Origin of the sequence: Algimonas porphyrae, assembly GCF_041429795.1 — a bacterium.
Lineage (GTDB): Bacteria > Pseudomonadota > Alphaproteobacteria > Caulobacterales > Maricaulaceae > Litorimonas > Litorimonas porphyrae.
Genome location: NZ_CP163424.1, coordinates 1,796,898 through 1,810,327, shown reverse-complemented (window position 1 = coordinate 1,810,327; position 13,430 = coordinate 1,796,898). Strand labels below are relative to the sequence as shown.

The 13,430-nt window shown below is 59.4% G+C and carries 12 protein-coding genes and 1 pseudogene; 2 read left to right on the top strand and 11 right to left on the bottom strand.

All coding sequences use genetic code 11. The features are described from left to right. Positions 1-2 precede the first annotated feature (2 nt). The 9 genes and pseudogenes from AB6B39_RS08715 to AB6B39_RS08675 form a co-directional block, all read right to left on the bottom strand. On the bottom strand, positions 3-173 hold the full coding sequence (locus tag AB6B39_RS08715; protein WP_284368979.1) for a hypothetical protein: 171 nt from the start codon (positions 171-173) through the stop codon (positions 3-5). Further along, positions 170-1,192: a SufD family Fe-S cluster assembly protein gene (locus tag AB6B39_RS08710; RefSeq protein ID WP_284368980.1), complete on the bottom strand. Its 1,023-nt coding sequence runs from the start codon at positions 1,190-1,192 to the stop codon at positions 170-172. Before AB6B39_RS08710 ends, AB6B39_RS08715 begins: the two co-directional genes overlap by 4 nt. Continuing rightward, a complete protein-coding gene (gene sufC, locus AB6B39_RS08705) occupies positions 1,185-1,928 on the bottom strand; it encodes a Fe-S cluster assembly ATPase SufC (protein ID WP_284368981.1) in 744 nt (247 codons plus the stop codon). Before sufC ends, AB6B39_RS08710 begins: the two co-directional genes overlap by 8 nt. Positions 1,929-2,106: 178 nt before the next feature. Continuing rightward, positions 2,107-2,508, bottom strand: coding sequence for a RidA family protein (locus tag AB6B39_RS08700; protein ID WP_284368982.1), 402 nt, complete (start codon positions 2,506-2,508; stop codon positions 2,107-2,109). Then, a complete protein-coding gene (locus AB6B39_RS08695; protein ID WP_284368983.1) occupies positions 2,505-2,954 on the bottom strand; it encodes a YybH family protein in 450 nt (149 codons plus the stop codon). Before AB6B39_RS08695 ends, AB6B39_RS08700 begins: the two co-directional genes overlap by 4 nt. After that, positions 2,951-3,532 carry a hypothetical protein gene (locus AB6B39_RS08690; protein WP_284368984.1) on the bottom strand — a complete coding sequence of 194 codons (582 nt, stop codon included), beginning with the start codon at positions 3,530-3,532 and terminating at the stop codon, positions 2,951-2,953. Before AB6B39_RS08690 ends, AB6B39_RS08695 begins: the two co-directional genes overlap by 4 nt. 5 nt (positions 3,533-3,537) lie before the next feature. Further along, positions 3,538-5,047: pseudogene (gene sufB / locus AB6B39_RS08685) on the bottom strand (Fe-S cluster assembly protein SufB). Continuing rightward, the gene (locus tag AB6B39_RS08680; protein ID WP_284368986.1) at positions 5,047-6,159 is read right to left on the bottom strand and encodes a cysteine desulfurase family protein; all 1,113 of its coding nucleotides are present in this window, start codon (positions 6,157-6,159) and stop codon (positions 5,047-5,049) included. Before AB6B39_RS08680 ends, sufB begins: the two are co-directional and overlap by 1 nt. Further along, a complete protein-coding gene (locus AB6B39_RS08675; RefSeq protein WP_284368987.1) occupies positions 6,156-6,665 on the bottom strand; it encodes an Rrf2 family transcriptional regulator in 510 nt (169 codons plus the stop codon). The genes AB6B39_RS08680 and AB6B39_RS08675 overlap by 4 nt, the downstream gene beginning before the upstream one ends. A 147-nt stretch (positions 6,666-6,812) precedes the next feature. Between AB6B39_RS08675 and AB6B39_RS08670 the strand changes: the two genes are divergently transcribed. After that, complete coding sequence (locus AB6B39_RS08670) at positions 6,813-7,493, top strand: alpha/beta hydrolase (RefSeq protein ID WP_284368988.1); 681 nt, start codon at positions 6,813-6,815, stop codon at positions 7,491-7,493. 54 nt (positions 7,494-7,547) lie between these two features. On the opposite strand, the gene AB6B39_RS08665 is transcribed toward AB6B39_RS08670, so the two are convergent. After that, complete coding sequence (locus tag AB6B39_RS08665; RefSeq protein ID WP_371398514.1) at positions 7,548-8,624, bottom strand: anhydro-N-acetylmuramic acid kinase; 1,077 nt, start codon at positions 8,622-8,624, stop codon at positions 7,548-7,550. A 45-nt stretch (positions 8,625-8,669) separates the two neighbouring features. Between AB6B39_RS08665 and tyrS the strand changes: the two genes are divergently transcribed. Further along, on the top strand, positions 8,670-9,935 hold the full coding sequence (tyrS, locus tag AB6B39_RS08660) for a tyrosine--tRNA ligase (RefSeq protein WP_284368990.1): 1,266 nt from the start codon (positions 8,670-8,672) through the stop codon (positions 9,933-9,935). Between the two features lie 25 nt (positions 9,936-9,960). On the opposite strand, the gene AB6B39_RS08655 is transcribed toward tyrS, so the two are convergent. After that, positions 9,961-13,413 (bottom strand): AsmA-like C-terminal domain-containing protein, encoded by a 3,453-nt coding sequence (locus AB6B39_RS08655; RefSeq protein ID WP_371398513.1) that lies wholly within the window; start codon positions 13,411-13,413, stop codon positions 9,961-9,963. Between the last annotated feature and the right edge of the window lie 17 nt (positions 13,414-13,430).

Below are 13,430 nucleotides of genomic sequence, written 5' to 3'. Positions count from 1 at the left end.
GGTCAGGCTGTCAGCCGAAAATAGAGGTATAGGCCGACAAAAACGAGCACCAGCAGCCGGAGAGCAATGACGCTCTTCCCCAGCCACGCAGGCGCATCGGCCATCCGCCTCTCGATCTGGGAGACCACCAGCAGCAGCACCGCCGTCACCGCCGCAGCAATGGCGAAATTCATGATTGTGCCTCCAGCCAAGCCCGCACACGGTCCAGCAGATCCGCATGCTCGCCCAGCCGCGCCGCCACGAACGCTTCGATCAGCAGGGCTCGCGCCTGTACTTCCGGGATGCCGCGCTGGCGCATGTAGAACAGGGCCGCTTCGTCGAGCTGGCCGATCGTATTGCCATGTGCGCATTCGACATCATCGGCATAGATTTCGAGTTCCGGCTTGGCATTGATCTTGGCAGTTTCGGACAGCATCAGCGCGTCGTGACGCATTTCGGCGTCGGTTTTCTGCGCCGGGCGACGCACATGGAATTTGCCCTGGAACACGCCGCGCGACTTGTCGGTTACGACGCCGGCGACGGAATCACGCACGGTCGAGCCAGGCGCAGCGAAATCGACATAATGAGTAATGTCGGCATGACGAGCGCCGCCGAGCAGATAGGCGCCGGACATGTCGACCGACACGGCCCCCATACAGGCGAGCCGCGTTTCCAGCCGCGTAAACGCCCCGCCAAATGTCAGCAGGGTCTGACCGAAATCCGCCTGATCCCAGAGTGTGACATGAGCGCGGACATGACGGATCATGTCCGCACCGTCCTGTGACAGGACCGTCCGGTGAAAGGTCGCCCCCTCCCTGACGACATAATGGATGTCGACATTCGCGAACCCGGCTTCGGACTTATGCACTTCGACGACATTCAGCGTCGCGCCTTTTCCGACCTCGATACGGAAGCGCGCATGACCTGTTTCCATATCCCGAATTTCCAGCGGACGCAGATAGGTCTCGCCGTCGGGAACGACGATCGACATCACGCCGTCCGCATATTCAGCCGCGATCCGACCCATCAAATCATTTGGCTCGGCTGGCGCTGGACCGCACAGACCTAATCCGGTCTGGGATGCCTCCTCAGGGCCGTGCAGACAGGCTTGCATGGCGGCGTCAAAGCCGTCCGGGTCACGCGCGGCGACTGCAGCCCGGAGATCGGACCACTTCCACGCTTCCAGGCCACGATGGGGGAGCTGATCACGCATAGGCGTCATAGCCTTCCGTCTCCAGCGTTTTGGCGAAGTCCGCCCCGCCGCTCGCCTTGATCGTCCCGCCGGCCAGCACATGCACGGCGTCCGGAACGATATAATCGAGCAGGCGCTGATAATGGGTGATGATGAGGATGCCGCGATCCGGTGCGCGTAGCGCATTGACCCCGTCCGCGACGACCCGCAACGCATCGACATCCAGACCCGAGTCGGTCTCGTCCATGACGATAAAGGTCGGCTCCAGGATCATCATCTGGAAGATTTCCATGCGCTTCTTCTCACCACCGGAAAAACCGACATTGAGCGGACGGCGCAGCATTTCCGGTGCGATTTTCAGCTCTTTTGCCACGGCGCGGGCGCGCTTCATGAAATCGGGCGCGCTGATCTCCGCTTCGCCGCGCGCCTTGCGTTGCGCGTTCATGGCCGTGCGCAGGAAGGTCAGCGTCGGAACGCCGGGGATTTCGAGCGGATACTGGAAGGACAGGAAGACACCTGCCGCCGCGCGCTCTTCCGGATCCATTTCGAGCAGATCTTCGTCGTTCAGCGTGACCGAGCCGTCCGTGACGTCATAGCCGTCGCGCCCCGTCAGCACATAGGACAGGGTCGATTTCCCCGCCCCGTTCGGCCCCATAATCGCATGGACCTCACCCGCCGGGACGGAGAGGGACAATTGATTGAGGATCATCTTCGCCCCGTCATCGACGGTGGCGGAGAGGTTTTGGATTTTAAGCATTATCGTTCTCTCCATCCGCCTTCGCCGACTTGATTGGCGAACCCTTCTCCCAGACTTTGAACCCGGGTTGATGGGCAGGCCGATCAAGTCGACCTGAGCTGGTTATCTTTTCTTTTTGTTCTTCCTCAGTCGCCTCAATTTGATCCCCTGGATCAAATTCTAATCGGCTCCTTCGTTATCACCCACAAAAACCCGTGACTTCGATTTCCACCTTCATCCGCTCGTCCACCAGATCGGCGATGACCATGGTGGCGGCTGGGAGGATCTTGCCGAAATGCTGGCGGATGACGGGTAGGATGGCGTCGATATGATCGCGGGACGTGAGCGTATATTGCACTCGGATCGTATGGCCGAGCTCGAACCCGGCGGCTTTCATCGCGGCCATGATGTTGGCGAAAGCGTTCCGCGCCTGCTGAGCGGCATCTTCAGGCATGTCGCCGGTCGCATAGTCATAGCCGACCGTGCCGGACACAAAACACCAGTCACCCTGCACGACGGCCCGGCTCATCGCGTAGGTCTTTTCACTCTCCGACAGAGTGACCAGCTGGCGACTGGGTACGGATTCGGTTTTCTTGGTCATGTTGGGGTCACAATGCGCGTATTTTGATCATGAATAAGTCGCCAACTGCCATTTTGCAGCTGAAAGACGAGCCCGAGAATACCGGCGCGAGGTGTCCCGTCCGGTGTGTCGCGATATTCCGTTCGCAAGGTCGCGACAGCCATGTCGTCACCGACAATCGTACCAATCACATCAAATTCCATGCGCCAGTCCGGATCGGCGAACCAGTTGGTATGAAAGTCGACGACGGCCGCGCGAGTCGACATGATTTCTCCATTCGGAAAAATGAGCGGCAAGGCGTCAGCGTCAGTAATCGTCGTCAGATAGGTTTCCAGATCGCGATCCTGAACCGATTTTAGATGCGTTTGCAGGGCGGCAGAAAAATCCGGTGCGTCCGCTCGCTCCTGTGTCGGGGCACATGCGACAAGGACGAACCCGATGAGTCCGATTAAAAAGGCACGGGTCATGGGCAGAGCTCCGTTGTCCATTGATTGGGCGTGTCGCCGCGGCGACATTGCTGACGCGATCCGTATTCAACCAGCCTGTTGGCATCGAACAGCGCATAGGTTTCCTCCGCTGCGATCGAATCGTCTGCCAGACCGCTGCGGCGGATTACGAATAGCGTCGCTCCGTCGACAATGCGCTCAGTCGAGCTGACCTTGGGGCGTTGAGCTCCCTCGCCCTCTGGCTCCGCAATGTAATAAAGCAGCAAAGCATCCTTGGCAGCATAGCGATCCATGCCGCGTTCGATCGGAATGAAACGAGCCAAATCGCGTGAATAGTCACTCGGATCGAGCGTGAGATCGGCCTCCGGCATGACCGGCGTTCCCGGGATTGCCGGGCTGACCATATTGCGGGCAATCTGTTCGCGCGCATCCAGCGGCTCGACGGGCATGGGCACGGCGGCAACTGGGGTCGGTGCAGGCTCAGCATCGCCAAGGAATACGGTCGATGCGATCCAGATCTTCATGGCGACCATGAAACCGATTACGCCGATACCAACGATGGCGATGATCCGGATCAGATTTTTGCGGGTTCCTGACACGGCCATCACCCGACACTGCCTTCCAGCGAAATGGCGACGAGTTTCTGCGCTTCGACGGCAAATTCCATCGGCAATTCCTGCAGCACTTCGCGGCAGAAACCGTTGACCAGCAGCGCGACCGCATCTTCTTCCGACAGGCCACGCTGGCGGCAGTAGAAGAGCTGATCGTCCGACAGTTTGGAGGTCGTCGCCTCATGTTCGAACTGCGCCGTCGGCGTGCTGGACTCGATGTAGGGAACAGTGTGCGCACCACACTGATCGCCGATCAGCAGGGAGTCACATTGCGTGAAATTGCGCGCGCCTGTCGCCTTGCGGTGCGCCGACACCAGACCGCGATAGGTCGAGTTGGACTTGCCCGCACTAATCCCTTTGGAAATCACCCGGGACTTGGTGTTCTTGCCCAGATGGATCATCTTGGTGCCGGTGTCGGCCTGCTGATGCCCATTGGTGATGGCGATAGAATAAAACTCGCCCTGACTGTCATCGCCGCGCAAAATGCAGCTGGGATATTTCCAGGTCACGGCAGACCCGGTTTCGACCTGTGTCCAGCTGACCTTGCTGTTCTTGCCGCGGCAGTCCGCGCGTTTGGTCACGAAATTATAGACCCCGCCCTTGCCGTCGCTGTCGCCTGGCCACCAGTTCTGAACGGTCGAATATTTCACTTCGGCATCATCATGCACGATGATTTCGACAATCGCAGCGTGGAGCTGGTTCTCGTCACGCATCGGCGCGGTGCAGCCTTCCAAATAGGAGACGTAGGAGCCCTCATCTGCGATGATCAGCGTACGTTCGAACTGGCCTGTGCCCTGCGCGTTCATGCGGAAATAGGTCGAAAGTTCCATGGGGCAGCGCACACCCGGAGGGATGTAAACGAACGACCCATCCGAGAAGACGGCGTTATTGAGCGTGGCGTAGTAGTTGTCCGTCACAGGCACGACCGAGCCCATATATTTGCGCACCAGCTCCGGGTGATCCTTCACGGCTTCGGAGAAGGAACAGAAAATCACCCCATGCTTGGCGAGCTCTTTCTTGAACGTCGTGACGACGGAGACGGAGTCGAACACCGCATCCACGGCGACCTTCGGTGCGCCTTTGACGCCTGCCAGAACTTCCTGTTCTTTCAGTGAGATACCGAGCTTATTGTAAACCTCGAGGATTTCCGGATCGACATCATCGAGCGATTCCAGCTCCCTCTTCTTCACAGGGGACGCGTAGTAATACATGTCCTGAAAGTCGATTTCGGGGTAATCCACCATCGCCCATGTCGGTTCCTCCAGCGTCAGCCAGCGGCGATAGGCTTCCAGCCGCCAATCGAGCAGCCACTCGGGCTCATTCTTCTTGGCGGAGATGAAGCGAACGATATCCTCGTTCAGTCCCTTGGGAGCGAACTCCTGTTCGATGTCCGAAATCGAAACCATATTTGTACTTGTCAGCTTCCAGCGCGCGAACGCCTTCGACCGTTTCAGAGTCGATACCATCTTTGATATTCACATCAGATGTTGCGGTTTCAGTCATTATGCGGCTTTCCTAGCCTTGCGAAGGTTGCGCCATGCTGACGCGAACGCCTCGACATCATCCATCGTGTTGCCGGGACCAAAGCTGACCCGGATCGCACCGTCAGGTGCGTCCTCTATACGGCCCATAGCGCGCAGAGCGCGGCTTTCGCCGACTTTTCCGCTACTGCAGGCCGTGCCTGTACTGACGCTGAGGCCTTCCAGATCAAACGCCATCATCGCTGTCATAGCGCGCAGGCCAGGGGCGGCAATGAACAGCGTATTGGGCAGGCGGGCTTCGCCTTCCCCGAAGATGACGATGTCAGGATCGATCGCTTTCAATTCGGCCTGCAGCGTATCACGCATATGTTCTGCCCTGTCGAAACGGTCGCCCATGACCGCCGTCGCCGCGCCGAAGCCTGCAATTCCGGGAACGTTCAGGGTTCCGGCCCGGCGTCTGCGTTCATGCCCGCCGCCATGCATCAAGGGCGTAAACGGCGCTTCCGGCGACACGTAAAGCGCGCCCACGCCTTGCGGGCCACCGATCTTATGCGCCGAAACGGCCACATAATCCGCCGGGTAAAGCATGGGGAGCTTGCCCAACGCCTGAACCGCATCGATCAGTATCAGACCGCCCGCATCCTGAATCAGATCGATCGCGCGGTCCGTATTCTGAATGACGCCCGTTTCGCTATTGGCGGCGACCAGCGACAGGAAAGGACGCCCGTCCGCCGCGTCCCAACCGTTCAGAATGTCAGCCAGCGCGTCAAAATCGGTCTGACCCGTCGGCGTTGCGGGTAGCAGCGACACGCGTACGCCGCTCGCCTCTGCCGCCATTATGGAGGCCGGATGGTCGAGCGACGAGATGATCAGATGTTGGCAGCCGTCAGAGACCGCCGCATGAATAGCTGTATTGATCGCTTCCGTGCCGGACCCAGTAAACAGCACATCCTGCGCGCACTGGCCCATCGCCATGCCGATCGCTTCGCGGGCATCGGCCACAAGCTTCGCTGCGGCGCGGCCATGGCTGTGCTGGGCGGACGCATTACCGACGACTGTCATGGCATGGGCGACGGCATCAATAACCGTCTGCGGGGCCGGGCTGGTCGCATTATGGTCGAGATAAGCGCTCACGCCGTTTGCATCCGGGCCGACATGGTTCGTGTCGGCAGATCGCCATCGACGATCATCTGCACTGTGACCGAATCCAGAAAGCCGCCAATATGGTCTTCGAGCGCGCCCCAGAGACTATGGGTCAGGCATTTGGCCGTTCGGCCTGTGCAGCCCAGCGCGATCTCAGGCCGACACCCATGAGCGCGAACTTCTTCCTCGACGGCGGCGATGACATCGGACACTACCACTTCGGAGGCCGGGCGGGTCAGCGCGTAACCGCCCTTGGGTCCGCGTTTGCTATCGACCAACCCAGCGCGGCGCAGATCGGAGAAGACCTGCTCCAGAAAGGACTGGCTCAGCCCCTGACGTGCGGCAATGTCTGACAGCCGAACACGCGCACCCGCACCGTGTATCACGGTTTGTGTCGCCAGATCGGCAACGGCGGTAACAGCCGTTCGTCCTTTTGCGCTCAGTTTCAATGCCGTCTCATCATAAGGTCCGGGATCGGACTGCCATTTTTTTTGCAATCAGGGCGTCCCCTTGATAGGGCGCACCGGAAACGTCGCAGATTCCGGATTGTGTGGGGCATTTAGTATTCCCGACCAATTCAGTCAAGAATAACAATTCGCAAGGCCCACGCGGCATTTGTGCATAGCTCTGAGAGCCCGTCCTCTATGCCTGAAGTCATTTTCGCCGGTCCCGAAGGCCGTCTCGAAGGCCGTTATCATCCCTCCGATGATCCTGCCGCGCCCTGTGCCCTGATCCTGTCGCCTCACCCCAAGGCTGGCGGCCATATGGATCACCGCATCCCAGTTGCCATGTATGAACAGTATAAGCGTCGCGGCTTCTCCGTACTGCGCTTCAACTTTCGCGGCATTGGTCGGTCCATGGGGACATATGACAATGGCCAGGGCGAACTGCAGGACGCGGCCTATGCGCTCGACTGGATGCAGAGCTTCAACCAGAATGCGCCCTTTACTTGGGTATCAGGCTACAGTTTTGGCGCTTGGATCGGCATGCAACTGCTGATGCGTCGGCCCGAAATCGCCGGTTTTATCTCGATGAGCCTGCCAACAAACACGTATGATTTCAGCTTTCTGGCGCCCTGCCCGGCTTCGGGCCTGATCACTTACGGCGATGAAGACCCGATCGTGCCGCATGAGGATGTGGTACGCGTCGCCGAGAAAATCCGCGTGCAGAAAGGCCATATCATCTCGACCCACAAGATCGAAGGGGCCGACCATTTCTACACGCACCATCTCGAAGAGACGATGGAGGTGATCGAGGATTATCTCGATGAGCATCTCGATCCACGTTACAGCCCTCCACGCGAGCCGAAGCTGCTGGAAGGCTAATCCGCCGAAGTTTCTAAAACGCTTAACCAATGACCCGGTTTCGGCCGGGTTTTTTTATTGAGGATATGCGATAACGCCGCCCACCGTCGGTTCCGGCACGCCCGTGGTCGTCGGGAAACTATTGGGTAGACCGCGCAGCACCCGCACGGCCAGATAGGCGAAGGCCTGCGCCTCGATTGCGTCACTGTCCCAGCCGAACCGTTCGGCGGGCAGGACGGGACAGCCCAGCTCCAGCGACAAGAGCGTCATGATCGTGCGGTTATGCCGCCCGCCACCGCAAACGATCACGCGGTCCGGCCGCACCTGCATCTGCCTGACCGTCTTGCGCACGGATAGCGCCGTAAAAGCGGCCAGTGTGGCGGCCCCATCCGTCCGGTTCATTCCTGCCATATCGGCCAGCACATCAAAATCGTAGCGATCCGCGGATTTGGGCCAGGCCCGTTCGAAAAAGTTCGCCTTGAGCCATGTCTCGACACGCGCCAAATCGGGCACGCCCTCACGGCTAATGGTCCCCGAATCGTCCACCCCGCCCAGCCAGCTATCGAGCGGCCCATTTGCAGGGCCCGTATCGCTCGCCAGCAAACGGTCGCCATCGATAAGGGTCACATTGCCGACGCCGCCCAGATTCAGGACGGCGGTCACGCTGCTCAGCCCGGCATGGTCCACCAGCGCCTTATGATAGATCGGCGCAAGCGGCGCGCCCTGCCCGCCCGCAGCCACATCGGCCGAGCGGAAGTCGTAAATGCAAGGGCAAGCGAATGCTGTCGCCAAAGACTGACCCCGGCCCAACTGCAGCGTTCTGTATCTGTCAGGCCGATGCAATAAGGTCTGACCATGATAGCCAATCACATCGACCCCATCGATATCCAGCGCTGCTGTGGCAGAGCGATGAGCGGCATCCAGTGCGTCTTCAGCTTCTGCAAAGATGTTGGGCGGTGGACCATCAAAATTCCATGTCAGGGCCGCTTGGGTGGCGCGATCCAAAACGGATCGCTGCGACGCCGTATAGGCGCAGGTCAGGGCAGGACCGAAAGTATAAATCGTTTCGCCATCCGTTTCGATGATGGCCGCATCGACCCCGTCTAGCGACGTGCCACTCATCAATCCCAGGACTGTGTAGATTTTGCTCATATGGCCCTTTGACACTATTCGTGCGGTGATTAGAAGCCGCGGCCTATGACGGACCACAAATCAGAGCTGATGACCACGCTCACCGAGCGCGGGTTTCTCTATCAATGCACCAGCGAGGCGGGGCTCGATACGGCGGCCATGAACGGTGTGACCGGTTATATCGGTTTCGACTGCACCGCCCCGTCCCTGCATGTCGGCTCGCTCGTCCAGATCATGATGCTGCGTATTCTTCAAAAGTCGGGTGGCACACCCATCGTCCTGCTGGGCGGCGGCACGACGAAGATCGGCGACCCGTCTGGCAAGGACAAGTCCCGCCAGATGCTGACCCAGGATCAGATCGACGCCAACAAGGCCGGAATCCGTCGCGTTTTTGCAAAGTTTCTCGACTTTGACGGCCCCAATGCCGCGATCATGGTCGACAATGACGACTGGCTCAGCGGGCTTGGTTATATCGATTTCCTGCGGACAGTCGGACCCGAATTCACGATCAACCGGATGGTGACCATGGACACCGTCAAACGACGGCTCGAAACCGAGCAGCCCATGACGTTTCTGGAGTTCAACTACCCGCTATTGCAATCCTATGACTTTGTGGAGCTTTATCGCCGTCATGGCTGCCGATTGCAGCTGGGCGGATCGGATCAGTGGGGCAACATCACAACAGGCGTCGATCTGACCCGGCGCATGGAAGGGGCTGAAGTCTTCGGCTTCACGACCCCGCTTATCACGACCGCATCAGGCGGGAAGATGGGTAAGACGGCGGATGGGGCCGTGTGGCTGAACGGCGATGCCACATTGGGTGAAGACTTCACCCGAAGCCCTTATGAATACTGGCAGTTCTGGCGCAACTCGGATGATGCCGATGTCGGTCGTTTCATGCGCCTCTTTACAGATATGCCGCTCGACGAAATTGCCGCATTTGAAGCCATGGAAGGTGCTGACATCAATACGGCTAAGGTCAGACTGGCCGACGAAGCCACCGCATTGCTGCATGGTCGCAACGCTGCCGAGACAGCGAAGCAGACAGCGCGCGAAACCTTTGCAGGCGGTGCGTCAGACGGCCTGCCGACGACGGATGTCACGCTGGATCTGCTGATCGGCATGGGCATTTTGAATGCGGCTGTCACGGCAGGGCTGGCCGCGTCGAATGGCGAAGCGCGGCGCCACATCAAGGCTGGAGCGTTGAAACTGAATGATCAGGCCGTGACATCGCACGAAACCGCGATAGCCGACACCGACATAAAAGAGGGCATCGTCAAACTGTCCGTCGGCAAGAAACGTCACGCCTTGCTGCGGGCAACGACGAGCTGATTGATCGCCCCTTATCCCTTCGTCTCTAATCCGTCGTCTCTGGCCTGACGGACTCAATCTCCTCGACCACACTCTCGGGCAGATCGTCGCGGCTTTCGCGGAAAATGCCGCGGATGAAACCCGGAGTCAGCGCAGATAAGGGATTGATCGCAATCTGCGCGCCGCTGAAGGGTCCGCGAACGGCATAGGTGACGGCGAAAATACCCTCGCCGTCCTGCCCGACCAGCAAATCGCCTAACAAGGGAATGTCACCCAGAAACGAATTGGCTGTGTAAGCCGGGACCAGCGTCCCGCTGAAATCGATCAGGCGATCATTGAGCTTCACCTCGCCTTCCCCCGTCATGCCAATGGCAGGACCGCGCATCTTCGCATCCCGCACCGACAAGTTCCGGTCTTGCATCGCAAAGTCGAAAACCAGTTCGTCGAAGCCCAGCCCCGTGCCTGACAAGGTATCGACGATACCAGTCAGGGACGCCAGGGACAGGATTTGTGCCAGAAACGGTGCATCCCGTACCGTGAAATCCGTCGCTCGGACCGTTCCAAGCGTCGGACCAATGTCTCCAGCCATCGGTAATCTGGCATCGATCACCAGATTGCCGCCCGAAAATGTCGCCAGTCCAAGCAAATTGCTGGCGGCCAGAGAAAGATCCGGAATGCGCAATGTTGCAAAGCGTGCGGTCGCATCATCCGTATTGGCCAGTGATATTTCAAACGGGCCGTCCGGTCGCGTTCCGTTCAGATCCATCCGCTCAATGGCAACCCCGTCATGGCGATAAGCCAGCACAGCCTGTTGCACCGCATAGTCAGGGGCCAGACGTATGGTTTCGAAACGCGCATCGACAGCAATGGGTAGCTCGCTTTCATCCTGACGATCCGCGCTTAGGGCCGCATCGACCCACTGGCTCAAATCCAAAATCTGGCCTTCCGCGTCGAGCGCCAGCCGCGCATTGTCGATGTCGCGAGTCAGCGTAGCTCGTCCGTCAACCAGCCCCTGAACTGCCAGACGGTCGAGATTCAACTCCTCCAGAACCAGATCCTGCTGCAGGCGGCCCTTACCCGACAGGGTCAATCCCGGCGCTTCCATTCGCGCATTATCGATCATGAGCATGGAGTCCTGCCGGGCGATCGTGGCGCGGAACCGACCGGCTTCCCCTGCCGGTTTGGACCACACGTCGCCAAAGGCGATCTCAGCTTGGGTCATATCGATATCGACAAAGCTGCCTTCGAGATCGAGCCCGCGCCCTGTCGCCTCGATATCGACGTCGATTTCACCGCCGAAATATTCCCGAAAACCCAACCCGAACCCGTCCATCGCCTTTCGGGTCATCGGTCCGGTGATGCGGTAACGCGTCGGCTCGTCATTCTGGCCATACCGCTCTTCCCAATTCAGGTTTGCGCGCCAGGGACCCAGATTGACCAGCCCGTTGACGAAAAGTCCCTCCTTACCGCCTGTGACTGTTACGTCGGCATCAGTCAGGCCATAGGGACCGAAGGTGAACGGGGCCGTCGTGTCCGTAAATTTGCCGTCGACGGAATACTGGATCCGGTCCTGATCGAAAAATTCGAGCAAGGGCCGCTGAATGTTGAGGGTCACATCGGCTGAGCCGGAAAATCCGTCCGCCTGCACGCCGTAGCGATCCAGATATTCGAATGGCGGCTGATTGATCAGGTCGAGCAAGGCTGGGACGGGCCCTCGTCCCTGTGCCGTGACGAAAATGTCGCCGCCGCGCTCCAGACGCGGGATACTGACATCGCCGCCGACGATGTCGATCTCTCCAATCGTCCCGCCCTCCAGGACGAAACCGAAATTGGCCCCTTCGATCCGGCCAGTGCCGCTGACCCCGGTGATTGGCGTCATGGTGGAAATGTAGCGGGCAACGCCGTCCGTGACCCGGAATGTTAGCTCGAAAGCACCTGAATCAATCGTCGGATCCGTGAAAAACACCTCATCCAGCGCCACGTCGAAGACCACATCGTCCAGACGTCCGTCAAGAATGGACCGATCGATCCAGCGCCGGGCACCGGACGCTGCATCCGTTGGCCAGAGCGAGAGAAGATTCTGGACGTTCATCGCCGTCTGCGTCTGACCGCTGAGAGTCAGTGAGGATAATCCGTCTTCGCCAGACACGACATTGAGCGTCGTCGTCAGCCCGAAATCACCGAAATCCACAGTCAGCTGATCGAATGTGAGACGTCTAGCATCGACGTCGATTTCGCCGACGGCCATCGCTCTATCCATTCGCAACGGGGCGGGAAGAAAGGGTGTCAAGTCCAGCCAGGCGTCGCGCATGGCGAGATCGAATTTAGGGGATGTGCCGACATCACCGTCGTAAAGTCGACCGATTTCGCGGATCACACCCTCGCCCGACAGCACGAGGCGTTCGGAGTCGATCCGCAACGCTTCGACCTGCATTTCTTCACCACCGGGGTTCAGAACAGCATCGAAGTTCAGCGCGTTGACGCGGTGCGTGTCCCCCGCCAGATCGACACTCCCTTGCCCGGCTGAGAGGGCAAGACTGGCTGCTTCCAGTCCGGTTTCGCGCCCGTAGCGGGCTGTCAGACGGGCATCCACAGGCAGTGCCAGCCCTTTTAAAGCAGACAGACGCCCTGCCCGGGTCGACAGGCTCTCGGGGACCAGACCCTGCAGCTTCAGGTCGAGGTCATAGGTCTGCATGTCGTCGAGCGACTGCATGGCCAGGCGCATTTGCCCACGCTCATTGCCCGACATGACCGCACCGTCTACGTCCAGGATCGTCAAGGCGGCGTCCTTCCGGCCATACAGGCGGTCAAGTTCGATCACGGCATCCAGTCCCGACTGCCAATTCTGGATAAACCCCCGACTCTCCCGCAAGGATATGGATTGAAATTCTGATAACCACTCGGTCAGCGCCTGATCGCCGCGATCGGCCCGGCCTTCAAAAGTCGGGCCAATACCGCCGACCGTCTCCGGCCGCCCGATACCTGCAATGACCCGACCATCGTCACGGACCACCCAGCTAATCTCTCCGCCCACGATTTCGATATCCCTGAGGCGCGGCTGCAGTGCCAGCAGACTGGCTTTCGTAGTGCTAAGGCGCAGCAGCGGCAGGGTCTGAACGATCCGGGATTCTGTATCATAAACGACAATGTCGGTCGCGGTCATGACGACCGTGTCTTCAGACGGATTCCAACGTATGGACAGCTCTCCCAGATCGGCGCGCGCGCCTTCGAAGGTCTGACTGAACCAGCGTTCGGCATTGGGCCGCATCGCGTTCAGATCCATCGATTGTCTCGCCGCCAGATTGCTGGCCAGGTAAAGCGCCGTGATCGCCAGCGCCAAAATGACCGATACGATTTCCCCGCCCAGGCGATAGGTCCGGTATCCTGCAAAGGCTGCAGCTGGCAGGACGGCCTGTTTCAGGCAACGGACCCACAGGGACGCGTCGAAACGCGCACGCGGCCCATTGCGGGGCTTGTCGGCTTTCTGAAGCTCGGCCATAAGCCCTCGCGCTAGCG